This is a genomic window from Undibacterium sp. Tian12W, from assembly GCF_049339405.1.
GTDB lineage: Bacteria > Pseudomonadota > Gammaproteobacteria > Burkholderiales > Burkholderiaceae_D > Undibacterium.
On record NZ_JBMPPK010000015.1, the window covers coordinates 111,521 to 135,113 of the forward strand.

Sequence of the window (23,593 nt, forward strand, 5' to 3'; positions counted from 1 at the left end):
ATTTAAATTCAAGCACAATCCTGTTCATACCCACACCGCTCAAATATCTTGTTGTTTATATATGGAGCGGTATTGAAACACCCACATGAACAAGCCTGAGAAAATGATGAATACCAAACGCAGAAACTTTTTGAGCAAAACCTTGCACAGCACAGCCATCGTGCTTGCTCCCGGCCTGCTGTATGCCTGTGGTGGCGATGCCAGTTCAGAAGTTGCCAGTCCGCCAGCAAGTCAGCCACCGAACCTGGCAGGTGGCAACAATAGCGCACCAAGCCAAGCGGCTGAAACCTGGCGCATGCCGGATGAAGCAGAGCCACACGCAGCAACCTGGATGGCCTTTGGCGCCTCAGAAGCGATCTGGGGCCGTCGCCTGCTTAATCCTGTGCGTGACAGCCTGGCAGGCATCGCTAATGCGATTGTCGCCTTTGAACCTGTGAACATGCTGGTGCGCCAGCAAGACCTGGCCCTGGCAAAACAAAAGTGTGACCCGCGCATCAAACTCATCGTGCAAGAAATCGATGACCTGTGGTTGCGCGATACTGGCGCCGTATTTGTACTGGGCAGCAACCGCAGCAAAGCCGGGGTGGGTTTCAATTTCAATGGCTGGGGCAAGAAGCAGGCTTATGCGCAGGATCGCCAGGTGGCCGCAGCCATGGCCAGGCAGACTTCCAGCAGCTTCATCCAAAGCAGCCTTACGCTGGAAGGTGGCGGCATAGAAGTCGATGGCAAAGGCACGGCCATCATCACCGAGAGTTGCGTGCTCAATGCCAACCGTAATCCCGGTGTGACAAAAGCAGCATGTGAAAAAGAACTCGTGCGCGTACTCGGCATCAAAAAAGTCATCTGGCTGCCGGGCGTCGCCGGGGCGGATATCACCGATGGCCACACCGATTTTTATGCGCGCTTTGTGCGGCCCGGTGTGGTGGTGGCCAATCTCGATGATGATACTTCATCGCCAGAATACCAGGTCACCAAACGCCACCTCGACATTTTGCGCAATAGCCGTGATGCACAGGGCCAGGCCTTGCAGGTTTTTCCTATCCCTGTGCCAAGGTCAGTGCGGTCGGAATTTGAAAACAAGAATTTTGCAGCAGGCTATATCAATTTTTATGTCTGCAATGGTGCCGTCATCCTGCCAGAATTTGGTGATGCAGAAGCGGACAGCTACGCAAAAAAACAACTGGCCGACCTGTATCCGGGCAGACGCATCGTGCAGTTGAATATAGACCCGATTGCCGCAGGTGGTGGTGGCATACATTGCACGACGCAGCAAGAACCGCTGGCATGATCTGGTGGCCGTAGGAGCGGCTTTAGCCGCGAAATGGGCATTTGCAACATTGACGATTCGCGGCTGAAGCCGCTCCTACAGGCAATCAAATCACCAGGGCTGGCTGGCAAATTCTTCCACCAGAAAATCCAGCAAGGCCCGCACCGCGGGCGACAAGTGACGGCGTGAAGGGAAGAGGGCATAGATAGTCATGGGCGGTGCCGTCCATTCCGGCAAGATGATTTGCAGAGCACCCTTGTCCAGATGATCATCAATCAAATAAGTCGGCAGCAGGGTAATGCCCGCACCAGCCAGCACTGCCTGCAACAATACCGTCGCATCATTGGCACTGAAATGGCTGGCGATATCGACCTGCACGCTCTCATCTTCATGCACATTCCCACGCACAAAGCGCCAGGTGTTGCGGCCATAATTGGCATGGCTTAAACAGCGATGGGCAGGCAAATCCTGCGGGTGTTGTGGTACACCCGCCTGCTGCACATAAGAAGGCGAGGCGACCAGCACAGAGTCACATATAGCCAGTGGCCGCGCGATCAACAAAGGGTCAGGCTCGCTGCTGATGCGTATCGCCAGGTCTATGCGCGCCTCAACCAGGTTGACTGTGCCATCACCGACATGCAGGTCTATTTTCAGCAAGGGATGTTGCGCGAGGAACTTGCTGATGACACGCGCCAGATGACCAAAGGCAAACGAGGTACTGCAAGTCAGGCGCAATTGCCCGCGCAATTCTGCATCATCGCTGCGGGTTTCTTCTTCTATATTCTCCATCAGCGCCAGCATTTGCTGGCTGCGGCGCAGGCATTGTTCACCCGCATCCGTCAGCGTCACGCTGCGTGTGGTTCTTTGCAGCAGGCGGGCATTCAGCCAGCTTTCCAGCTCACTCACATAACGCGTCACCATGGCGCGCGACATGTCCAGCTTGTCTGCCGTGGCACTAAAGCTGCCACTGCTAGCCACCTCACAAAACACCCGCATTGCTGTCAGTCTGTCCATGATATATCTGCCATTTGCTCGAATATTGAAACAGTTATGTGCATTTTAGCTCGTTTATCTGGCTAATAAATGAAATTAAACTACAAACACTGAATCAATACAGATTCAAAACCCCTTAAAATCTGGAGCCCACCATGCTGCGCACTACCATCCTGGCCACTACCCTCGCTGTCACTTTCGCCTCTGCCGAGGCAGCTACACCCTTGCAAGTCAAAGTCTATAACGCTGACGGCAATAGCTTTAATGTCAATTCCACCCTGGTCTTTGGTGAAAAAGAAGCCATGGTCATCGATGCCGGTTTCACCCGAGCAGATGCCTTGCGCATCGCAGCCAATGTGCTCGACAGCGGCAAGCAACTGAAAACCATCCTGGTCAGCCAGGCTGATCCTGATTATTACTTCGGTGTAGAAACCCTCAAGGAAATCTTCCCGCAAGCCGATGTTGTCGCCACACCCGCCGTGCTGGAAAAACTGACAGCCAAAGTCGCAGGCAAAGTCGCCTTCTGGGGCCCAAAAATGGGTGCCAATGCACCACGTACACCCATCCTGCCAAAAGCCCTGAGCGGCAATAGCCTGACCGTCGATGGCCAAGTGGTCGAGCTGCGCGGCAACCAGGGTTTGCTGGCACACCGCCCTTACTTCTGGATACCTTCCATCAAAGCCATCGTCGGCAACATAGGCGTGTTCGGTAATTTGCATGTATGGACAGCAGACACCCAAACCACGGCAGAACGTGCCGCCTGGGTCGCACAACTCGATGAAATGGCAGCCCTGCAACCTAAAATCGTCGTGCCCGGCCACATGAAATCTGGCACCGCTATTGACATCAGCGCCATCACTTATACCAAGGCCTATCTGCTGTCGTTTGAGAAGAATGCAGCGGCGACCAAAACAGGTGCCGAGCTGATTGACGCGATGAAAAAGGCCTATCCTGATGCGCCACCAGGTTTGTCTCTGGATATTGGTGCCAAGGTGAATAAGGGTGAGATGAAGTGGTGAGTCTGGTTCAGTTAATTCACTAGAACGTTACCAAACATGGCGAACGATGGTTTGCCATGTTGCTACCTGCGGAGCGTAAAAAATATGAGCAACCTCGATATCATCAAAAGCACATACGAAGGTAAGACCTCGGAAGAAAACGGCAAGAACCTCCAGCGCTATCTGGCGACAGACGCCAGCTGGACCGAGGCGAAAGGTTTCCCCTATGCCGGTACTTATATTGGCTTCGCCGACATACAAAAGAATGTCTTCTACCGTCTCGCCACAGAATGGCTAGACTACAAATTCACCGTAGAAGATTACGTCGCCAGCGACGACAAGGTCGTGGCTTATGGCACTTATAGCGGTACGCATAAGACGAGCCAAAAATATTTCACAGCTAGAGTCGCCCATCTATGGCAATTGAAGGACGACAAGATCTTCCGTTTTGAGCAGTTTGTTGATAGCTACAGCGTTATTGTTGCAATGACCTAGGTCGCGCTACACCCCACGCCGCTCACTCAACCCCTGCATAATCTCATTCGCCAGACACTCCGCCGCAGGCGAATTATTTTTCCGGCCCTTGATGAGCACAATATCTAGCGGCGCTATCGGTTTCAAGCCTTCCGCTTTCCCCAGTCGCACAAGATGTGCAGGTGCGCTGCATTCTGCCAGTGCTGCTATCGCCAGGCCTGCTTCCACCATCGCCAGTATGCCCAGCAGGCTGGGGCTGCTGTAGGTGGAGTAATACGGTAAGCCGCTTTTTTCCAGTGCGGCCAGAGTATGGGCGCGGGCGACGCAGCCTTTGTCGTACAGGGCGACTGGCAGCGGGCTTTTCTTCCAGACGGCATGTTTTTCTGAACCTACCCAGACCATGGGTTCACGGCGTATGAAGGCACCGTCGAGGCCTTCATCGCGGGTGACGAAGGCCAGGTCGATCGCACCTTTCTTCAGCAAGGGTCTGAGTAACAGGCTTTGCAGGCACACCAGTTCTATTTCCACGCCAGTAAATCTTTTTGAAAACCGCTCCAGCACAGCAGGCAGTAGCGAGGACACATAATCATCCGGTGAACCCAGCACCACCTTGCCCACCACTTGTTGCGTGCGTAATGCATTCAGTGCCGCCTGTTCAGTCTGCAATAACTGGCGGGCATAGGGCAGCAAGGTTTCACCTGCCAGCGTCAGGGCAATGCGCCGGGTATGCCGTTCAAACAGGGGCTGGCCCAGGCTGGTTTCAAGCTTGCTGATCTGCATGCTGACCGCAGCTTGTGATCTGTGCACTGCTTCTGCCGCGCTGACAAAGCTCAGGCGTTCGGCTGCCAGCACAAAGGTGCGCAACTGGCTGAGGTTGAGTTCAGATAAATTCATGATTCAGTTATTCGAAAGTATGACTTCAATTTAATCAGCTTGTCTGATGCATGGACAAAATTCATGATAGCGCAATAATCAATCAGAGAGCAAAACATGTCTGCGCCATCAGCCGTCATCCCATACAACCGCAATGCCACACTGGCTTACATCGCCGCCATGCTGATGCTGGCAACGCTGGGCATCTTTATTCATGAAGCTGGTCTGGATGCGGTGACGACGGTATTCTTCCGCTGCCTGTTTGCCTCCATCGCGCTGGCACTGTATTGCACTTACAAAGGCATGTTTGTTGTTGCCAATTTCTCACGCAAGAACCTGGGGCTGGCAGTATTTGGCGGTGTGCTTATGGTGGTGAACTGGGTGACCTTTTTTGCAGCGATACAGCGTATAGGTATCTCGGTCACCACGATTGTTTTTCATGTGCAGCCGTTTATCGTTTTGCTGCTGGGGGCAGTGCTGTTCCGCGAAAAAATCGCCGCCAATAAACTGGCCTGGATATGCCTGGGCTTTGCCGGACTGGTGTTGGCTTGTGGCTTGCAGATTGGAGGTATGCAGCTGAGTGGGCAAATGAGTGAGCAATATCTGCTGGGTTTGCTGCTGACACTGACAGGTGCCTGCGCCTATGCCGGCGTCACCCTGACCACCCGCGCCATGCGCAATATGCCAGCACATCTGATTGCACTGATACACTGCCTGGTGGGTTTGGTCTTGCTGGCCGGTTTGGTCACCATCCCGGTTGATGGCATCAGGATGCAGCAATGGGCATGGCTGGCTGGACTGGGCCTGATGCCTACTGCGCTGGCCTATGTCTTGATCTATGGCGCATTGCCCAAAATGCCTACGACGGCAATTGCGGTGCTGACCTTCATCTATCCGGCGACGGCACTAGGTATGGATTATCTGGTGTATGGGCAACACATCAGGCTGCTGCAATTGGCAGGACTGATATTGATCGTGCTGGCCAGCCTGGGTGTCAACTTGAACTGGTCGTGGTATGCAGTCAGGCAAAAGCTGGCAGCTTTGTGACACTCAGGGTTTGATCAATTCACCTGCTCATCTACGTTTATTTATGTCTACTTATCTACGTCTATGCAGAGTCGCCCAGGGCACTTCATGATCATGCTTGCCTGCCACAATGACGTTACCGTCTATATCTGTCACTCCACACAAACCCACTCCCTGTGCTTTGAAACCCAGGCGTTCCTGGTGTTCGCTGTAGTCGATGCGGTCGTGATGATGACCGTGGAAGCTGCGGCTCACGCGCATGCTGCGGGCCAGTTCATCGATGGCGGCAAAGCCGTGTGGGTGGGCGCTCGGAGCTTCATGCGTGACCAGGATGTCGGCGCGCTGGCTGGCAAGGTAGTTGTAGTCGGTAGGGAAGATGGAACTGTAATGTTTGCGCGGCAAGCCATCGCGCCAGCGGTTTTCTTTGCCGGCCTTCTGCGTATATTCTCTTTGCGTCTGGAATTTCTTTGGCCCCGGCGGCATCCAGATATGACCCCTGAACACACCACCAAGACCGGCGATGCGATAACCGGCAACATCAACTATCCGCCCATGCAGGTTGCGGCCAGCCAGGGCTGAACCAAACAGGTGGTCGTAGTCGGCATCGGTATCCGTGTCATGGTTGCCGTGGATGTACCAGACTTCAGTCAGATCAACGATAGCTGCCAGCTCCATTTCCAGCGGCTGGCGGGCTTGCAAATCTCCGAGAAAAATGATGGCGGCGGGGCGCTTGTCCAGTACCGCATCAATCACATGCTGGAAATTGCCGTGGGTGTCACCGCAAAAATAAATGGCTTGCATAACATTGCATTTAAAATAGTGGCGCACCAAAGACAGCGCCGCAAGAGTTCAGATGCAAAGAATATACCTGAGAAACAAATTCAAATAAGATGCAGGTAACAAATATATTTTGAAATTTCACATTCTTCACGTTCTTATTCAGTAAATCAATTATGTCACCATGGAAATGGATCATCGCCGCAGTCATCCTGTTCTTTGCCGTACAACACTGGCGTAACCGTCCTTTGCCAGTGCCACCAGGCAGTATCGCGCCGAATGATCCTGTGCAGACCTCAGGCTCTGGCAAGATTTACGATCAGAATAATTACAAGCTGACAGCGCTGGCAGACTTTACGGTAGAGGCACGCGTCTTGTCGAAGCAGACTTATTCATCTGACCGCGAAGCCGAGCTGGCCCCGGTAGATCTGGCGCTGGGCTGGGGTTCGATGTCAGATACGGCGGTGCTTGATCAGTTGTCGATAGGTCAGAGCAACCGTTTTTATTTCTATCGCTGGGAAAAGGAAGCACCAAGGCCACCGGCAGAAATCGCCACTCACAGCGCGAACATGCATTTGATACCCACCACGCCCGCGCTGGAAAAAATCATGAAAGACGTGCGCGTTGGCCAGGTCGTCAAGATACGCGGACAACTGGTTGAGGCCAAAGCTGCCGATGGCTGGCGCTGGCGTTCATCCCTGACCCGCGATGATACCGGCGCAGGTGCCTGCGAATTGATCAGGGTAGAGGCGATTGAGGTGAAATAAGCCTGAGATGAATTGATAATGAGTAATAAATTTGCAAATTAGTTCTGCCAGATGGTGCCTTGAGGATGAAAATGCAGTACTTTGTCCAAAAATATAGCACCATGTATCAAAAGTGAGGACACTTTGAAAATTGTTGTGCCGGTTTCTCCCCAATTTTTGGCTGTATGGGGTGCAGGCACAGGCTGCCGGGCGGCTATGTATTATCCAGCCCCGGCAGCATAATCATTCAAGGAAATGTTACATGCCCTCAGTTTCTGTTTTCACTCCCGCCAGACATGTGGCCACGCTGATGCTCACGCTGCTCATGATGTCCGCACATAGTAGCCAGGCACAAACGCAGGCAAGTTCGCCTGCAAATACGCCTGCAAATACGCCTGCAAATACGCCTGCAAGTTCGCCCGCCAGTTCGTCGGCAAGCTCATCCGCAAGCGCGGCTGAAACTGCAGCAGAAGAATTACAAAGTGTAGAAGTCAAAGCCGTCAGGGATCCCGCCATCATGCCGTATAAGGTGGCGTATGAGCTGATGTCCAAAGTACGTGCGGCAAGCAAAGACAAGGTGCAGATACAGATACGCATCACCTCGGCAAAAACTCATGCACCCGTACCCAACCTGAGTATCTACCTCGACGGCAAGAACACCCGTCAGCAACTGGAAATTTCAGCAACCGGTTTTGTCAACGTGCCGCTGGATCAGGCTGCTTATGCCGATGGTGCCGAGTTTGTCACCAACCAGAAAAAAGGCTCGATGGAAGTCAACATCCTGCTGCTGCCTAAACTACCGCAAGATGTCTTCAAATATGCCGACATCAGTGACAGCATAGAAGCCGCCCAAATGGCCATCAAGGAACTGGTACCCTGGTATTTTCGCGTGTTCATGCCGTCGGTCAATAGCATAGGCATTTGCTATGCCGGACAAAACCAGACCGTGCTGGTCAAGGGCAATGAAGAACAGCAACTGCCCGCCAACAGTGATGCGACCGACCCTCTCAAAAACAAAGTCCATTGCGCCCGTTTTGCAGCCAAGGATGTTGCCAAGGAAAAGGGTAACCTCATCATGCCGGCAACTGGCTGGCAGGCGATTTATATGTGACAGGGAAGGTATCTGCAGAGGCGCTTGCTACCTGATTACCAGACTACGGAGTTGACGGTGCATGCAGTCTATCCGACTGCGCGTTACGTGCCATCTAAAGTACGACAATTCATTGACTATGTTGCAGAGCAATTTGCAGGAGATGCTTACTGGGGGAGTTAATTATCGATCTTCTTTTTTCGCGCGGCGATGCGTTCTTCAAGAAACTTTGTGACCACAGGGTCGTTATTGCGCAAGTCCCATTTCCCTGCATCGACCGAACCGAAGTAAGACATGCACATTGATGCCTTTTGCTTGTCGTCACTCAGCATGGTAATGGAAGTCTCCAGTGTTTTGTACTGGGAATCGATCATATTCGCCACACCAGTTTCGAAAGTATTTTTAAATACTTTTCTTTGCGCTTCTGGTGTTGCCGGATCGTTGATAAACGCCATGACTTCTCTTTGTATCACCTTGTTTTCATCAAGGTAAGGCTGGTGTTTTTTCTTCCAGCTATTCAATGAATTTTCGCCAGCACGCCGGACAGGCTCGCCATATTGAGAGCAATGGGCCAGCAGTTTTCCCAGTAATTTCCCACCAGCGTCTGGTGAGACAGCGGCTGCGCCATAAATTTGATCCTTATTATCATAGGCCAGTAACTGCGCATGGCTACTCGCGTTGATGCCGATGAGCAGGGATATGATCAGGCTGATTTTTAATTTACGCATATGGTATTGGGGCAGTATTTTTATGGACTCAGGTAATTTGGAGTAATTGTATTTTCTATATGAGTATGCCATTACCTGGTCAGTTTTTCAAAATGCATGAATCAAGGTGTTACGCAAAATCTTCCGGGACGCTAGCGAGCAGCAAGTTCAGAAGGCGCTTGTTTTCTGAATTTATTGTTGTACTATGATCATCTTTTAAAAATTCATCATACTGCATGGTTCAACTGAGTCGTGCGTGGCAGTTGACATATTTCTTTGTGCTTGATTGCGGTATTTGATTGTAGTGCTTGATCTGTATAGGAATGTTCATGAAGATATCTTCAGCCCTGCTTGCAGTATGCGGCCTTATTATCCTGGGGCCAGTCGTTGCAGCAGAAGACCTTGCCGCAGCCGTGCAAAAAATTGCCAGCGCCCGCGTCAGCAGTGCTGCGATACCTGGTCTGATAGTCGTGACCGTGAATGGTCAGGAGCAAAAAATACAGGGCTTTGGTCTTGTCACAAATAGCACAGATAGTAAAAGCCAGCCTCACTTACCAGATGCCAATACCGTTTTTGAAATCGGCTCGGTCAGCAAAACCTTCACGGCCTTGTTGCTGGCAGATATGCAGGTGCGTGGCCAGCTCAAGCTTGACGATGCTGTAGCAGCCTTGCTGCCTGCCTACACCATACCGCAATATCAGGGTCGGGCCATCACCTTGTTGGATCTGGCTACCCAGACTTCGGGCTTGCCACGGTTGCCTGCCAATCTCTTGCCCAGACAGGCGGATAACCCCTATGCTGATTACTCAAAGAATAATCTGCGCGACTTTTTGCGTAGCTATCAACTGACACGCGCGCCGGGCGCTAAGTATGAATATTCCAACCTCGGCTTTGGCTTGCTGGGCCAGGCCCTGTCTGCACGCGCAGGCAAGTCTTATGCAGAGCTGGTGCAAGAGCGCATTACCAAGCCGCTGGGCATGGCAGATACCGGCATCGCCCTGACTGCCAACATGCAAAGAAATCTGGCGACGGGCCATGATGCGCAAGGCCAGGCTGTTGCTAACTGGGACATGCCCACACTGGCAGGTGCTGGTGCCTTGCGTTCCAGCGCGCAAGACATGCTGCGTTACCTGCAGGCGCATATGCACGGCGCCAATGTCAAAGAACCGGCAGGTTTGCAACTGGTGCAACAGCCACAACGTACTACCGGCATGCCGGGTTTGCAGATAGGCTTGGCCTGGCATGTGCAAAATGCGCGCGGTCAGACTGTGGTCTGGCATAACGGCATGACCGGTGGTTATGCATCCTTCATCGGTTTTACCGCAGATGGCCAGCGCGGTGTCGTGGTGCTGGCCAATGCGAGTGTCAATGTTGATGACATAGGCATGGCAGCCTTGTTGCCTGCTGCTCCTGCTGCCGAAGTCAGCAATACAGCCAGCACTGCCGCAACTGTCACAACCGAGAAGCTCAGCGCAAAACAACTGGCAGAATACTCAGGGCGCTATCAGCTTGCCCCTGGTGCCATCCTTAACATCAGCGCCGGGCCAGATGGCTTGCTGGCGCAACTGAGCGGCCAGCCACAGGCGCCAGTGTTCCCGCGCAAGAAAGATGAATTCTTTTATAAAGTAGTGGAAGCCAGCCTGCAATTTGAACGTGATGCCAATGGCAAGATACAGTCAGTGACCCTGCATCAGAACGGCCATGCATCGCCCGCGCCGCGCATAGGCGACGCTGCACCAGAAGCCGCTTTAAACGCAACTAAGCGCACAGAAATAAATTTACCCGCTGAACAGCTCAAACAATATACCGGTAGCTACACTCTGGCACCGGGCTTCAAGCTCATCATCAGCGAGCAGGCCGGGCAATTGTATGCCCAGGCTACCGGCCAGGGCAGCAATGCTATCTTTGCCGAGGCAAAAGACAAATTCTTTTTGAAAGTGGTTGATGCCCAACTGAGTTTCCAACGCCAGGCAGATGGCAAGATCAGCGGCCTGGTCTTGCACCAGAATGGCCGCAATATGCCGGGACCGCGTGATGCGGATTAGCAGCTTCCACAATTCATGCAAGCTTGATCAAAGCATGTACCGTTGATGCCAGCATGAGCAAAGCCAGGCCTATACTGGGAGGGGAAAGTTTTTTAGGCCTGCGCCTGTTTATTTTTTTGTTGCTGGCATTGTTGCCTGCATTGTTGTCTGTATATGAGTTCATTTTTGTTTCCCCCGGGATATTGTGATAAGCAAGTGAAATTATCTGTCCATGAGGCGTATGATGAATTTTCCAAGTCAAAATGGATGTAGGAAGACGCAACCAGCTCGCGTAGGATTTTGCAGGAAGCGTATGTTTTAGTATTATTTTTGCCAGAATCCAGCAAAAAAAAACGACACTCAGGCTGTCATGCATTGCGAGCAGCAAGTGAATCAGATGTTGTTGGAATATGTGGGCTGGGTAATTATGGCACTGCATCTTCCATCACAGTATTTGCGGGCTGAATGCGTAGTTGAAATTCATGGCCAAAATTCACTCCACATCCAGCACATACTGGCTTCACATGGTCTGGTTAAGCTAAGTGTTTGCTTACTACCGCCGTCTTATCTGGTTTGACTATGTCTTCATTGCGGGCCCATGTTGCTGCTGGCCTTACCCTGTATTTTTGCAAGCGCGACGACCAGGCAAACCCGGCGTATCCGGGGATGGCATTGGCGGGCTTGTTGGTCGTCAGCGGTGTGTCGACGGCAAGCTGATGGCAGCCTGATCCGACAATAATCAAGCAATGATGCGGTGATGATGACACAACAATGCGGCGATGACATGGAATATGGAAGCAGGTCCATGGCAGCACAGGTGTCGCTTTATACCCACATCCTGTGATTTTAAGTCTTTGTTTTAAAAAGACTTTTCTCGAAAGGCGTGATTGTAAAATGCGCTAATCCGTTTGATATTGTGTTTTATAATGGCAGGCTCGCATGAACCCCGCGTTATTGCCCTTTGATGGACTTGGCGACGGGTACCCAGATACCATTTACTAAGCCAATGATCAATTCCATCCCTAGCAAACGCGCGCATCAGCCTTTTTTGAACGATACCGGCGACATTGGTGAGCTGGTCAGTCAATTTGACTGGGCAGCTACTGCTTTAGGTGATATCGATACCTGGTCTGCCGGTGTCAAGGCCGTGGTGGCAATGATGTTGCGCTCGCCCATGCCCATGGTGATGTTGATGGGGGTGGAAGGTGTCATGATCTATAACGAGGGTTATGCAAAATTCGCTAGCCCTCGTCATCCCTACTTGCTCGGTATGACGGCCAAAGAAGGTTGGCCAGAAGTGGCAGAATTCAATGCCATGATTATCAGCCGCGTGTTTGCCGGTGAAAGGATCACCTACACCGACCAGGAGTTTGCTCTCAACAGAAAAGGCATGCTGGAAGAAGTTTTCCTCAGTCTTGATTACTCCGCCGTCTCTGATGAGAATGGCGTCACTGTAGCAGTGCTGGCAACCGTAGTGGAGACGACAGATAAAGTAAGGGCAGACCGCTGGGTCAAGGGTGAGCATCAGCGCCTGCAAGCCATGTTCGAACAGACGCCTGGTTTTACTGCCATGCTGACCGGGCCACAGCATATTTTTACACTGACCAACCGCGCCTATTCATCGCTGGTGAATAATCGCCAGGTATTGGGTAAAAGCGTGGCGCAAGCTTTGCCAGAGGCTGCAGAGCAGGGCTTTGTTGATTTGCTCGACAAGCTGTATGTGAGTGGCGAAATCTTTGAAGGCCATGCAATACCGTTTTCTCTGGCTGATGATAGTGACGGCGGCAGCAAAGAGCGCTTTCTCGATTTTGTGTATCAGCCACTGAAAAATGATGCGGGCGAGATATTTGGTATTTTCGTGCAGGGCTTTGATGTCACCGACCGCGTGCTGGCAGAAAAATCACGGCTGGAAAGCGAAGCCCTGTTCCGCACACTGGCGCAAGCCGTGCCCAACCAGGTGTGGGCTGCATCGCCAGACGGTTTGTTGTACTGGTTCAACGACCGGGTGTACAGCTATAGCGGTGCCAGGCCGGGTGAGCTTGATGGCGAAAAATGGGCGAGCATTCTTCATCCTGATGAAGTGGCAGAAGTGGCTGCGACATGGATAGCCGCGGTTACTTCTGGTGAAGTCTATCAGACAGAATTCCGCATCCGCCAGCATGACGGCAATTACCACTGGCATCTGGTCAGGGCATTGCCCATCCGTGACGAACAGGGCGAAATCTTGCGCTGGATAGGCACCAATACCGATATCCACGACCAGAAGAGTGCGTCCCAGTTCCTGACCCATGAAAACCTGAACCTGACCCAGCAAATAGGCAAGCGCACAGAAGAACGCGACCGCATGTGGCGGCTGGCAACAGACCTGATGCTGGTGGCTGATGTGGATGGCAATATCACCTCGGTCAACCCGGCCTTTACCGCGCTCCTGGGCTGGGCAGAAGCTGATGTCACAGGTATGCCCTTTATCAGCCTGATACATCCTGACGAACAGCAACGGGCAGGCGGCAAATTATTTGCATCCTCTGACGGTAACAATACCTTCAAGTTTGAAAAGCATGTGCGCCGCGCTGATGGTACTTACAACCTGGTGTCGTGGACGGGTTCACGTGATGCGGGCCTGTTCCACGCCGTAGGCCGTGATGTCACCGCAGAGCGCGCCGCCGCTGCTGCCATGAAGCGTACCGAGCAGGCGCTCATACAATCACAAAAAATGGACACCATAGGCAAACTGACCGGTGGCGTGGCCCATGACTTCAACAACCTGCTGCAAGTCATCTCTGGCAACCTGCAATTGCTGGCTGCCGAAGTCAAAGACAACCCGCGTGCGCAACGCAAGATCGACAATGCGCTCGATGGCGTCTCACGCGGAGCCAAGCTGGCCAGCTATCTGCTGGCCTTTGGCCGCCGCCAGGCGCTTGAACCCAAGGTCGTCAAGGTCAGCCGCTACATAGGCGCGATGGAAGACATGCTGCGCCGCAGCCTTGGTGAAGCCATCGATATAGAAATGATCGCCTCCGGTGGTTTATGGAATTGCCTCGTCGATGTGCCGCAACTGGAAAACGCCATCCTGAATCTGTGTATCAACGCCCGTGATGCGATGGAATCCAACGGCAAGCTGACCATAGAAATGGGCAATGTTGCCCTTGATGACGACTATGCCGCCAACCACCTTGAAGTAGAGCGCGGCCAGTACATCATGATCGCCGTCAGCGATACCGGCAGCGGCATGACACCTGAAGTCATGGCGCAGGCTTTCGAACCCTTCTTTTCGACCAAGCCAGAGGGCAAGGGCACCGGGCTGGGCTTGTCCATGGTCTATGGTTTCGTCAAACAGTCTGGTGGCCACGTCAAAATTTACAGCGAAGTGGGCGATGGCACCACGGTCAAACTGTATCTGCCCCGCTCAATGGCGGCAGAAGAAATGCCCACTATCATCGACAGCCGCGAAATCGTCGGGGGTGAAGAAACCATATTGGTGGTGGAAGATGATGTCGGCGTGCGCAAGACCGTCGTTGAAATGCTGGGCGGCCTCGGTTACCGCGTCTTGCAGGCCGGTGAAGCTGAAGGTGCGTTGGCCATTGTACAAAGCGGCCTCGCCATCGACTTGCTGTTTACCGACGTGGTCATGCCCGGCCCGTTGCGCAGCCCCGACCTGGCGCGCGAAGCACGCGGCTGTCTGCCCAATCTGGCCGTGCTGTTCACCTCTGGCTATACTGAAAACGCCATCGTCCACGGTGGCCGCCTTGATGCTGGCGTAGAGTTGCTGGGCAAACCATATACCCGCGCAGCGCTGGCGCAAAAAATCCGCCACGTGCTGGCTAATCAGAAGCAGCGCAAACAAGTTGCTACGACCACGCCTGCGATTAACAATACACCCACTATGTCATCCACACCACTACGCGGCAAACGCATCCTGCTGGTGGAAGACGATGAGGTCATCCGTGCCAATACGACGGAGTTACTTTCCCTGTTAGGTCATACCGTGCTTGAAGCCAGTAACGCCGAACAGGCCCTGAGCTTGCTGCCAGCAACAGCATTCGATGTCCTCATGACCGACATCCAGCTCCCCGGCATGTCTGGCGAAACCCTTGCCACCCAGGCCCGCAACATCCTGCCCACATTGCACGTCGTGTTTGCATCAGGGCGCCACCAGCAAATCAGTTTGCCGGGTGCTGTCACGCTCATCAAACCCTATGATGTAGCGGCTCTGGCGGAGGCGGTGAAGGGGTGAGCGATTAACCAGCAAGTCAGCAAACATGCCGGATCAGGTCAGCAATGCTGGCTTTGCCGAGGCAGAAGACAAATTTTTTAAAAATCGTCGATGCGCAACTGAGTTTTCAGCGTCAGGCCGATGGCAAGATCAGCGGCCTGGTACTGCATCAGAATGGCCGCAATACCCCAGGGCCGCGTGATGCAGATTAGTCATGGTGACGCCAGGTTTTTTAAATGGTAGTCGTTGGCAGCGAACGTCGAGCATGAGTTCGCTGCCAGAAATAAGGCATAGTTTGCTGGTTTATTTCAATTGCTGATTCAGTGAAGAGATTGCAGCATTCAAAATCGTATCAACCCGATTTCTGAAATCTGCCACGGTTTGTGCAACTTTAATATCTGGCACAATACCTTTGCCGACAAATTCTGTGCCGTCAGGGAAGGTGTCATTTTTGACGCAGACCCTGCCAGAGCCGCCTCCTGGAAGGTTAAAACTGATTGGCGACCCTGTGCTGCCAGCAGTCGCTCCACCGATGATCAGCCCACGTTTCATGTTTCTGAATGCAACGACAAAATCCTCAGCGGCAGAGAACGTTTGTCCTGAAGTTAACACCACGACCGGGCCCTTGAATTGATGGTTCGCATCTGGCGTGACCTTGTATACCGGGTAGGTGTATTCTGGATTGCTATTGTGTTGAGATCTGTCAATGGAACGGTAATTGCGTATGGTCGCTTTTGAAGCTGGAAATACATCCATGCCCAGCGTTTTCAATATATCGTAGCCGACATGGGCATTGCCGCCACCATTGCGGCGCACATCCAGAATGAGGGCTTTTGCTTTTGAAATTTCTGGAAAATCTTCTAGAAAAAACTCTGTGACTTTGGTGCTCTCAAATGTGGTCATCCATACATGTGCAATGCCGCCTTCCAGCATCTTGAATGTGTACGATGATCCTCCAATCGCGTTGCTTCTTTCTTCATTACTGACTCGCTTTGCCGAATAGTGTTTCACTACACCGTTTTCATCCCGTGCTGAAAAGGCTATTTTTTCGCTGATTGGTCCCTGCAGGAATTGATATTGATATATACGAACATCTTTATCCTGTCTGGTGCCTGAAGAAATATAAGGAGCCAGGACTTTTTCTGAGTATTCCTGCACCGGCATGCCATTTACACTGACTATCTCATGTCCACGCTTTAATCCTGCCTGTTGCAGTTCAGAATCACCTACCCACTTTACCATGACCTTGCCTTCCATTAGTTCGATGTAAATAAGCGGTTTGGTTTGGTATTTGTCATACTCTTGTTGAGAAGGATAAACATTGGTATGCCCATCCTGCAATAAAGCGACCATTTCCGACAGTAATTGGTAATATTCAAGATTTGTTTTTGCTGCCCGAATTTTTGGTAAATACTGTAAATACAAACCATCCCAATTGATGTCTTGAAGTTTTTCGACAAAGACAAAGTTATATTTTATTTCTGACCATACCCTGGATAAACCAGCGACGCGTTCATCTTCGGTCAATGATTCTTTATAGGGTGTTTTCCAGGCGCTACCGTTCCAAAATTCAGCCTCTTTTTTGGAGGCTGTTTCGAATTGGGTCATCAGCTTATCCCAGCGCGGATCCTGGTGCAAAACATCGAAATCCTTATTATTCTTGAGTTGCCTAATGTTGAAATATTTGACCCTGTATGCATTTTGCAGCCAGGTAAAAGCCAGATCAGTCTGCTTCAATCTGCTTGCTGACGCAGCAGCGCCGTATGCGGCACTGCCCATCGATGGGTCTATTTCGTAAGCTTTTTGAAAGTACTGTAATGCAATCTGGTAGCGGGTTTCCTGAAGCGCGCGAATACCCAATTGTTCGTTTTCTGCTGCACTTATTCCCCATTGAACGACAGCCCCGGTGTTTTCTGATGCCAGGATATTGGTGGCCGGTAGCAGAAATGCTCCTGCCATGAATGCGATGTGTGTCAGTCTGCTTGCTGCGTTAATGAAGGGAACGGGCATCATTTTATTCAGAGAAGTTGGTTAATAGGGTAATTAATAAGGTAATTAATAAGGTAATTAATAAGTTTATTGTTTATTGCAATAATATAGCGACTTTATCATGTGAATGTCATAACACATTCTGCTTGTAAATTTTTCAGCTACTTCATATTCCCTGCACACAGGCTTCACACTGCAAGGCTAAGCTGGCGCATCTTTATTCTCTGCCATTTGGCCACCTTCACCGATGTCTTCTTTGCTGGCCCATGTCGCCGCCGGCCTGACGCTGTATTTTTGCCGCAGCGATCAGCGGCCACGGTTGCATGTCAGTATGGCTCTGCCGGTTTTGCTGGCGATTGCACCTGACTTTGATTATTTTGGCATCTGGTTTTTTCATCTGCGCTATGAACAGCGTTTCACGCATTCGCTGCTGTTCTGCCTGATGACAGGTGCAGTTGCTTGTTACCTTGTTCGCCGCATCTGGCGGCAATCGCCCGCCATGCCGGGGTTCTGGATATTGCTGCTGGCAGCATGCTCGCATCTCTTGCTTGATATGCTGGTAGGGCGGGCTCTTCCTTTGTTGTGGCCGTTTGTGCCAACTGAGTTTTCCCTGCCCTTGGTGTTGTTGCCAGGGGCCTCACATACCGGGCTGGTCAGTTATGCGTTCTGGCGCAACCTGATCATGGAAGCGTGCCTACTTTTGCCCATGCTGGTGGCCATGGTGATACTGGTGCGACGCGTGCCTGTGCGCAGCTACATGCCAGAAATCCTGCTGGTGCTGACGATGTGGTCAGGCCTGGTCTTTGCCGGAGGGAGGCTGGCAGCTATCTGATAGCTGACTCCAGCATCATGGTAAATTTTTTAACCAATACCTAGTATTTGGTCGTAATACCACTTTGATTAATTGTAATTATTGGTATTGTTATGGTATCTCAAATGCTTTACCTTTTTTTATCCTTACGCCCCACAGTTTTTAATTTCCAAAGCCCGATGCGCTGAATTGGACTCTTACTTTGTAACAATATTTTGTTTCCAAAAAAACCACTTGACCGCCTGATATTTAAGCAACATCGTTGCCTCAGTTTCTGCTCAAAATGAAACAGGAACGACGAAAATGACCCCACAAAACCGGGGCATTTATCTATCAACAGTTCAGGGGGAATAGGATGAGACATAGAACTGGAATTCGCATTAATCACCTCATGCTCAGTCTGGTCGGCGGTATGCTGGCAGCCTGCGGTGGAGGAAGCAACACCAATAGTTTGACAGATACACCCAAGGCCGGTGCGCACATGGCAATGCCGCCAGCAGAAGTGCCCAGCAGTTGCGCAGTCTGGAGCAATACCCAGGTTTATACCCAGGGTAATTGCGTAACTTATCAGGGCGTTACCTATAAAGCCAAATGGTGGACGCAGGGGAATGTGCCGGGCACAGAACAATGGGGACCATGGGAAGTCAGTGCGGTCACGCCAACACCGACTCCAACGCCCACGCCGACTCCAACTCCAACTCCAACTCCAACACCTACGCCCACTCCGACACCAACGCCCACTCCTACGCCTACATCAGGATGCGCGCCTTATGTGGCGGGAACCAGTTATCTGGCAGGCAGTGTCGTCAGCAATGCCGGTGGCTATTATCGCTGTGATGTCGCGGGCTGGTGTTCTACCGGTGCTTCTGCTTATGAGCCCGGTGTAGGCTGGGCCTGGACCAGTGCCTGGACTGCGGTGACTGTCAGTTCCTGCCCAACGCCAACTCCGACACCAACTCCAACTCCAACGCCGACACCAACACCAACACCGACACCTACTCCAACGCCGACACCGACGCCGACGCCCACACCTACTCCGACGCCAGTCGGTGGTCGCGAAGTTGGTTCTTACTTTGCACAATGGGGTGTGTATGGCCGTGGCTATGAAGTGGCAGATATCCACACCACGCAGACACCCGTCAATGGCGTGCAGACCAGCATCGCTGATCAACTGACCTTCATTAACTACGCCTTCGGCAATGTGTATGCAAAAAATGGCGGCTATGAATGCGACATGGTGACCAAGGCAGAGACTGGCAATAACGTGCCGGCACCAGCAGACGCGGGTACCGGTGGTGATGCCTTTGCCGATTACCAGCGTCAGCCGGCCCGCACCGTCGATGGCAAAACCATCCCCTGGGACGCCAAACTGACCGGCAATTTTGCCCAGCTGAAATTGCTGAAGGCCGCACATCCGAACCTGAAAGTCTTCATCTCACTCGGTGGCTGGACATGGTCGAAGTTCTTCTCTGCCGCAGCGAAAACCGATGCCCTGCGCAAGCAGTTGGCGAAGTCTTGCGTCAAGCAATTCATTGCAGGTGATTTGCCGGTGCAGGATGGCCGTGGCGGCCCCGGTGCAGCCAAAGGTGTGTTTGATGGTATCGACATCGACTGGGAATATCCAGGCGGTGGCGGGCAGCCATACAACACTTTTGATGCTGCCAATGACAAACATAACTTCACTTTGTTGATGGCAGAATTCCGCGCGCAACTCGATGCGCAAGGGGCTCTCGACAGCAAGCGTTATGCATTGACAGCAGCAATAGGTGCAGGCACTGAAAAGATCGCCCAGACCGAACCTGCCTTGTATAGCCAGTACATGGATTGGGTGAATGTCATGACCTATGACTTCCATGGCGGTTGGGAAAACACCACCAACTTCCATTCACCGCTGTACCATGACAGTGCAGACCCATCCACGGGTGTGCTTGCCAAGTACAATAGTGATGATGCGATCCAGGCGCTGGTCACGGCTGGAATGCCACGCAATAAAATCTTGCTGGGCATTCCATTCTACGGGCGTGGCTGGAAAGGCGTCAGTGCCGGGCCAAATGGCAATGGGCTGTATCAGGCAACCGGTGGAGCTGCACCGGCCACTTATGAGGCAGGGATAGAAGACTACAAGGTCTTGAAGAACAAGACCGGTACGCGCACCCTGCACCCGGTGACAAAGCAGTTGATGCTGTTGACCAATAATGGCGAATGGTGGAGTTATGATGATCCGGCTGTCATTGCCATTAAAATGAAGTATGTGCGCGACCAGAACCTGCGTGGCGCATTTACTTGGGAACTGGATGGTGATGCCAGCGGTACTCTGGGTAGCGAAGTCTGGAAAGGGCGGTAAATCTGAGGAGTGAAATGTTATAGTTCATCTCAGGTGGACTGTCACAATGTAGGGTTGCGGATGTGATGTGTATATCAATCACATCCGCAGTTTTTTCAGCGAGAGGATAGCAAATGAATGCACAACTCGGTTTGCATGCGCAGACAAAGCAGGCAACTCAGTCAAATCATGCAACTCAGTCCATGAGCGATGAATGGCGCCGCTGGATCGCAGAAAATCTGCTGCTCGGTGCGCATCCGGCAACACTGGAAAATGTCTTGCAACAAAATTCCTTCAGCCTGCATATTGCCAGGCTGGAAATCAGCGCGGCTTTGTCCAGCCCTTATTTCCAGGGCGTGCAAAGACTCAAGAACCGGCTCGACAAGCGTGACTGGGTGTTGGCCATCACTGCCAAACTCGATCAGATAGCGCCGCTGGCACTGCAACGTCAACATCAATTATCTGGTGAACAGTTTTTGCGTGATTATTATCAGAAAAATCGTCCCGTCATCATTACCGGCATGCTCGATGATTGCCCGGCGCGTAGCCGCTGGAACCTGGCCTGGTTCCGTGAACATTTTTCCGAGCGTCAGGTAGAAGTGCAATTTGGCCGCAATAGCGACGCCAATTATGAAATGAACAGCATCGCCCACAAACGCCAGATGCGCTTTGGTGAGTATGTCGATCTGGTGGAAAAAAACGGCCATAGCAATGACATGTACATGACCGCGAATAATGATTCCAGCAACCGCAAGGCACTCAATGAACTGTGGGAAGACGTGCCTTCCTTGCCAGGGTATCTGAAGACCGATCAGGGCAAGCAGGGCTTTTTCTGGTTTGGCCCGGCGGGCACGATTACGCCTTTCCACCATGATCTGACCAATAATTTCATGATGCAGATCATGGGTCGCAAGCGCATCAAACTCATCGCGCCATGCCACCTCGCCAGACTGCAAAATGAACGCCATTGCTTTACGCCAGTTGATGGCCGCAACATCGACCTGACGCGCTTCCCCCAGATGCGGGATGTGCCCGTGCTTGAATGCGTGCTGGAACCGGGCGAGATATTATTCCTGCCTGTGGGATGGTGGCATTTTGTAGAATCACTGGATATTTCTGTCACTATCGCTGCGACAAATTTTCGCTGGGATAATGACTTCTTCAGTAATTACCCGGCCAATCACGACTTCTGATCAACAGTCTTTCATAAGAAGAAAACTGCGCTTCCGGCAAATGCCGGAGCGCAGTTTTTTTGTATCAGCTATCCATACCTTGCCTGTCATCTGACAGGCAAGGCATTTCTACATCAAGGCAAGGTTTTCAAGACAGCCTTGGTCGGCGCGGAGAAGTTGTAGCCGTCATGTTTATCCCAGTTGATAGACCAGGTCATGACCCCTCTGAAACCAGGGTAAGCCTGTTTGGGGACGATGGTGCCACAGTTCAGCAACTTGGTTAAACAGTTCAGCGCATTGCTGACGTCTGCCGAAGTGGTAAAGCCGGAATTGGCTGAACTACGGCCAGACGGCACACCAAAAGCAACCTGGTCAGGGCGCAAGCCGGCAAAGGTATTGCCGCCATAGGTAAAGCCCTCAATCAGCATTTTTGCCGTGCCCACCAGCTGGTCTGCCGACCCTGCCCTGAGTGGTGCAGCCTGGTAAGGTGTATAGATATCGCCATTGTTGTAATACTGCGGATGCAGGATAGTCAGCTCATCGCGCAGCGCATTGATGATGGGGATGTAGGCACCCCAGATCGAACCGTAAGAAGTAAAGCCACCTTCCACATAGACCCATTCCGGTGCCATCGACAGGTAGAAATTCGCCCCGACTTTGGCCTTCAGTTTCTTGACGGCGACTGGCAGATAAGTCTGGATAGCTGCACCCTGCGCCACACCGTTTTCAAGGTCAAGATCGATACCATCAAAGCCATATTTGCTGATGATGCCGTACAGGCTATTGGCAAAGTTGGTCGCCTCTGCATCAGAGCCCACCGAGACTGAACCATTCTGGCCACCGAGTGACAGTACTACTTTTTTGCCTTGCGCCTGCTTGGTCTTGATGTCTGCAATAAACTGCGCCTCGCTACCGGCACCTGGGTCCAGCGTAAAGCTCACATTGCCACCGCCTGCATTGTCACCAAACGAAACGACAATCACATCCCAGTCATTGCTGACCTGTGCGATAGGGTAAGTGTTACCGCTAGGGTTCGTAAAGTTGTGCCAGTAACCGACCAGCGCATGCTTGGCCAGACCAGGGACTGGCGTGGGAGTCGGTGTTGGAGTTGGTGTGGGGGTAGGCGTAGGCGTAGGCGTCGGTGTTGGTGTCGGAGTAGGCGTTGGGGTAGGTGTCGGCGTAGGGCAGGCACTTGATGTGACTGATGTCCAGGCGCTAGTCCAGGCCCAGCCTACACCAGGCTCATAAGCCGATGCACCGGTAGAACACCAGCCTGCTACATCGCAACGATAAAAGCCACCCGCATTGCTGACCACTTTTCCAGCGGTGTATTGGGCACCGGCGACATAGGCAGAACAGCTCGGCGTCGGGGTTGGTGTGGGAGTAGGCGTCGGTGTTGGCGTGGGCGTTGGGGTTGGCGTAGGCGTGGGTGTGGGCGTTGGAGTGGGTGTTGGTGTTGGTGTTGGTGTTGGTGTTGGGGTAGGCGTTGGCGTGGCATCACAAGCGCCTTTGCCTGTCCAGGGTTTGCCGCTTCCAGACGCACCGCTATTGGTCGCGGGGTTTTCATTTTGCGTCCACCAGTTCGCCACATAATTATTACCACCGGTGCTGACCAGGGCACCGCCGTTGTAGGCTGTTGCTGCATCCCATGCCGCATAGCAGGCTGTTGAAGCCACTGCCGGCGGGGCCTGTGGCGGCGTGTTTGTCTGCCCGTTGCCTGCCGCACTACCACTGCCACCACCGCATGCAACCAGCAAACTACCGCTCGTCGCACACACCAGCATGTTTTGAATCAGGTTTCTTAAAGTTGTATTTTCCACTGCCGTCTCCCCCGTGATTTTGTGAATTCAGAAAATGTGTTTATTCCCCCAGATACATTCTTGATACGCTTGCCCTTGCTGCAGACAAGCGCTCAGGATTCAAGCATGTAGGCCTTGAATTTGGACGTCAACTGGTTTTGTTTTTATCTTGCCACTTAAATACCACTTAGCTGGAAGGCAACAAGATGCAATGGAAATAAGAATCAGGTAAATACGGCATGCCCTGCTTTTGCCAGGCAATGATCAGACCAGCCATGGCGATTTACGATAGTGGTATTAGTGTATTTAAT

The 23,593-nt window shown here is 52.2% G+C and carries 20 protein-coding genes; 13 read left to right on the top strand and 7 right to left on the bottom strand.

Annotated elements, in window-relative coordinates; all coding sequences use genetic code 11:
- Window positions 1-106: 106 nt before the first annotated feature.
- On the top strand, window positions 107-1,288 hold the full coding sequence (locus ACO0LI_RS19540) for an agmatine deiminase family protein (RefSeq protein ID WP_423034644.1): 1,182 nt from the start codon (window positions 107-109) through the stop codon (window positions 1,286-1,288).
- A gap of 90 nt (window positions 1,289-1,378) precedes the next feature.
- Here the strand turns inward: ACO0LI_RS19540 and ACO0LI_RS19545 are convergent, their stop codons facing one another.
- A complete protein-coding gene (locus tag ACO0LI_RS19545; protein WP_423034646.1) occupies window positions 1,379-2,281 on the bottom strand; it encodes a LysR family transcriptional regulator in 903 nt (300 codons plus the stop codon).
- Window positions 2,282-2,415: 134 nt separating this feature from the next.
- Between ACO0LI_RS19545 and ACO0LI_RS19550 the strand changes: the two genes are divergently transcribed.
- Both ACO0LI_RS19550 and ACO0LI_RS19555 read left to right on the top strand, forming a co-directional pair.
- Window positions 2,416-3,279: an MBL fold metallo-hydrolase gene (locus ACO0LI_RS19550; RefSeq protein WP_423034648.1), complete on the top strand. Its 864-nt coding sequence runs from the start codon at window positions 2,416-2,418 to the stop codon at window positions 3,277-3,279.
- A gap of 84 nt (window positions 3,280-3,363) precedes the next feature.
- Window positions 3,364-3,753: a nuclear transport factor 2 family protein gene (locus tag ACO0LI_RS19555; RefSeq protein WP_423034650.1), complete on the top strand. Its 390-nt coding sequence runs from the start codon at window positions 3,364-3,366 to the stop codon at window positions 3,751-3,753.
- 6 nt (window positions 3,754-3,759) lie between these two features.
- Here ACO0LI_RS19555 and ACO0LI_RS19560 read toward each other — a convergent pair whose 3' ends face one another.
- Complete coding sequence (locus ACO0LI_RS19560; RefSeq protein WP_423034652.1) at window positions 3,760-4,626, bottom strand: LysR family transcriptional regulator; 867 nt, start codon at window positions 4,624-4,626, stop codon at window positions 3,760-3,762.
- A 96-nt stretch (window positions 4,627-4,722) separates the two neighbouring features.
- Here ACO0LI_RS19560 and ACO0LI_RS19565 point away from each other — a divergent pair, with 96 nt between their 5' ends.
- Entirely contained in the window at window positions 4,723-5,652 is a 930-nt protein-coding gene (locus tag ACO0LI_RS19565) for a DMT family transporter (protein ID WP_423034654.1), read from the top strand.
- A 51-nt stretch (window positions 5,653-5,703) separates the two neighbouring features.
- Here the strand turns inward: ACO0LI_RS19565 and ACO0LI_RS19570 are convergent, their stop codons facing one another.
- Complete coding sequence (locus ACO0LI_RS19570) at window positions 5,704-6,432, bottom strand: metallophosphoesterase family protein (protein ID WP_423034656.1); 729 nt, start codon at window positions 6,430-6,432, stop codon at window positions 5,704-5,706.
- A gap of 152 nt (window positions 6,433-6,584) precedes the next feature.
- Between ACO0LI_RS19570 and ACO0LI_RS19575 the strand changes: the two genes are divergently transcribed.
- A complete protein-coding gene (locus tag ACO0LI_RS19575; RefSeq protein ID WP_423034658.1) occupies window positions 6,585-7,175 on the top strand; it encodes a hypothetical protein in 591 nt (196 codons plus the stop codon).
- A 241-nt stretch (window positions 7,176-7,416) separates the two neighbouring features.
- Window positions 7,417-8,265 carry a hypothetical protein gene (locus ACO0LI_RS19580; RefSeq protein ID WP_423034660.1) on the top strand — a complete coding sequence of 283 codons (849 nt, stop codon included), beginning with the start codon at window positions 7,417-7,419 and terminating at the stop codon, window positions 8,263-8,265.
- Window positions 8,266-8,423: 158 nt separating this feature from the next.
- Here ACO0LI_RS19580 and ACO0LI_RS19585 read toward each other — a convergent pair whose 3' ends face one another.
- On the bottom strand, window positions 8,424-8,972 hold the full coding sequence (locus ACO0LI_RS19585; RefSeq protein WP_423034662.1) for a hypothetical protein: 549 nt from the start codon (window positions 8,970-8,972) through the stop codon (window positions 8,424-8,426).
- A gap of 308 nt (window positions 8,973-9,280) precedes the next feature.
- Here ACO0LI_RS19585 and ACO0LI_RS19590 point away from each other — a divergent pair, with 308 nt between their 5' ends.
- On the top strand, window positions 9,281-10,996 hold the full coding sequence (locus ACO0LI_RS19590; RefSeq protein ID WP_423034664.1) for a serine hydrolase: 1,716 nt from the start codon (window positions 9,281-9,283) through the stop codon (window positions 10,994-10,996).
- Window positions 10,997-11,009: 13 nt separating this feature from the next.
- On the opposite strand, the gene ACO0LI_RS19595 is transcribed toward ACO0LI_RS19590, so the two are convergent.
- Window positions 11,010-11,351, bottom strand: coding sequence for a hypothetical protein (locus ACO0LI_RS19595; RefSeq protein WP_423034665.1), 342 nt, complete (start codon window positions 11,349-11,351; stop codon window positions 11,010-11,012).
- 203 nt (window positions 11,352-11,554) lie between these two features.
- Between ACO0LI_RS19595 and ACO0LI_RS19600 the strand changes: the two genes are divergently transcribed.
- From ACO0LI_RS19600 to ACO0LI_RS19610, 3 genes are all read left to right on the top strand, one after another.
- Entirely contained in the window at window positions 11,555-11,692 is a 138-nt protein-coding gene (locus tag ACO0LI_RS19600) for a hypothetical protein (RefSeq protein ID WP_423034666.1), read from the top strand.
- A gap of 289 nt (window positions 11,693-11,981) precedes the next feature.
- A complete protein-coding gene (locus ACO0LI_RS19605) occupies window positions 11,982-15,209 on the top strand; it encodes a PAS domain S-box protein (protein ID WP_423034668.1) in 3,228 nt (1,075 codons plus the stop codon).
- A gap of 44 nt (window positions 15,210-15,253) precedes the next feature.
- Window positions 15,254-15,400, top strand: a complete 147-nt coding sequence (locus tag ACO0LI_RS19610) for a hypothetical protein (RefSeq protein ID WP_423034670.1) — start codon at window positions 15,254-15,256, stop codon at window positions 15,398-15,400.
- 91 nt (window positions 15,401-15,491) lie between these two features.
- Here the strand turns inward: ACO0LI_RS19610 and ACO0LI_RS19615 are convergent, their stop codons facing one another.
- Complete coding sequence (locus ACO0LI_RS19615; protein ID WP_423034672.1) at window positions 15,492-17,147, bottom strand: S41 family peptidase; 1,656 nt, start codon at window positions 17,145-17,147, stop codon at window positions 15,492-15,494.
- A 277-nt stretch (window positions 17,148-17,424) separates the two neighbouring features.
- Between ACO0LI_RS19615 and ACO0LI_RS19620 the strand changes: the two genes are divergently transcribed.
- From ACO0LI_RS19620 to ACO0LI_RS19630, 3 genes are all read left to right on the top strand, one after another.
- Window positions 17,425-18,009: a metal-dependent hydrolase gene (locus tag ACO0LI_RS19620; protein WP_423034674.1), complete on the top strand. Its 585-nt coding sequence runs from the start codon at window positions 17,425-17,427 to the stop codon at window positions 18,007-18,009.
- A gap of 334 nt (window positions 18,010-18,343) precedes the next feature.
- Window positions 18,344-20,332 (top strand): glycosyl hydrolase family 18 protein, encoded by a 1,989-nt coding sequence (locus tag ACO0LI_RS19625; RefSeq protein WP_423034676.1) that lies wholly within the window; start codon window positions 18,344-18,346, stop codon window positions 20,330-20,332.
- 113 nt (window positions 20,333-20,445) lie between these two features.
- A complete protein-coding gene (locus ACO0LI_RS19630) occupies window positions 20,446-21,504 on the top strand; it encodes a cupin-like domain-containing protein (RefSeq protein ID WP_423034678.1) in 1,059 nt (352 codons plus the stop codon).
- A gap of 113 nt (window positions 21,505-21,617) precedes the next feature.
- On the opposite strand, the gene ACO0LI_RS19635 is transcribed toward ACO0LI_RS19630, so the two are convergent.
- Window positions 21,618-23,303, bottom strand: a complete 1,686-nt coding sequence (locus tag ACO0LI_RS19635) for a chitinase (RefSeq protein ID WP_423034680.1) — start codon at window positions 23,301-23,303, stop codon at window positions 21,618-21,620.
- Window positions 23,304-23,593: the final 290 nt, after the last annotated feature.

Bases quoted from the DNA above. Each gene is read 5' to 3' on its own strand.
- ACO0LI_RS19540 (WP_423034644.1), top strand. From the start codon at position 107: ATGAATACCAAACGCAGAAACTTTTTGAGCAAAACCTTGCACAGCACA.
- ACO0LI_RS19545 (WP_423034646.1), bottom strand. From the start codon at position 2,281: ATGGACAGACTGACAGCAATGCGGGTGTTTTGTGAGGTGGCTAGCAGT.
- ACO0LI_RS19550 (WP_423034648.1), top strand. From the start codon at position 2,416: ATGCTGCGCACTACCATCCTGGCCACTACCCTCGCTGTCACTTTCGCC.
- ACO0LI_RS19555 (WP_423034650.1), top strand. From the start codon at position 3,364: ATGAGCAACCTCGATATCATCAAAAGCACATACGAAGGTAAGACCTCG.
- ACO0LI_RS19560 (WP_423034652.1), bottom strand. From the start codon at position 4,626: ATGAATTTATCTGAACTCAACCTCAGCCAGTTGCGCACCTTTGTGCTG.
- ACO0LI_RS19565 (WP_423034654.1), top strand. From the start codon at position 4,723: ATGTCTGCGCCATCAGCCGTCATCCCATACAACCGCAATGCCACACTG.
- ACO0LI_RS19570 (WP_423034656.1), bottom strand. From the start codon at position 6,432: ATGCAAGCCATTTATTTTTGCGGTGACACCCACGGCAATTTCCAGCAT.
- ACO0LI_RS19575 (WP_423034658.1), top strand. From the start codon at position 6,585: ATGTCACCATGGAAATGGATCATCGCCGCAGTCATCCTGTTCTTTGCC.
- ACO0LI_RS19580 (WP_423034660.1), top strand. From the start codon at position 7,417: ATGCCCTCAGTTTCTGTTTTCACTCCCGCCAGACATGTGGCCACGCTG.
- ACO0LI_RS19585 (WP_423034662.1), bottom strand. From the start codon at position 8,972: ATGCGTAAATTAAAAATCAGCCTGATCATATCCCTGCTCATCGGCATC.
- ACO0LI_RS19590 (WP_423034664.1), top strand. From the start codon at position 9,281: ATGAAGATATCTTCAGCCCTGCTTGCAGTATGCGGCCTTATTATCCTG.
- ACO0LI_RS19595 (WP_423034665.1), bottom strand. From the start codon at position 11,351: ATGCATGACAGCCTGAGTGTCGTTTTTTTTTGCTGGATTCTGGCAAAA.
- ACO0LI_RS19600 (WP_423034666.1), top strand. From the start codon at position 11,555: ATGTCTTCATTGCGGGCCCATGTTGCTGCTGGCCTTACCCTGTATTTT.
- ACO0LI_RS19605 (WP_423034668.1), top strand. From the start codon at position 11,982: ATGATCAATTCCATCCCTAGCAAACGCGCGCATCAGCCTTTTTTGAAC.
- ACO0LI_RS19610 (WP_423034670.1), top strand. From the start codon at position 15,254: ATGCTGGCTTTGCCGAGGCAGAAGACAAATTTTTTAAAAATCGTCGAT.
- ACO0LI_RS19615 (WP_423034672.1), bottom strand. From the start codon at position 17,147: ATGGCAGGAGCATTTCTGCTACCGGCCACCAATATCCTGGCATCAGAA.
- ACO0LI_RS19620 (WP_423034674.1), top strand. From the start codon at position 17,425: ATGTCTTCTTTGCTGGCCCATGTCGCCGCCGGCCTGACGCTGTATTTT.
- ACO0LI_RS19625 (WP_423034676.1), top strand. From the start codon at position 18,344: ATGAGACATAGAACTGGAATTCGCATTAATCACCTCATGCTCAGTCTG.
- ACO0LI_RS19630 (WP_423034678.1), top strand. From the start codon at position 20,446: ATGAATGCACAACTCGGTTTGCATGCGCAGACAAAGCAGGCAACTCAG.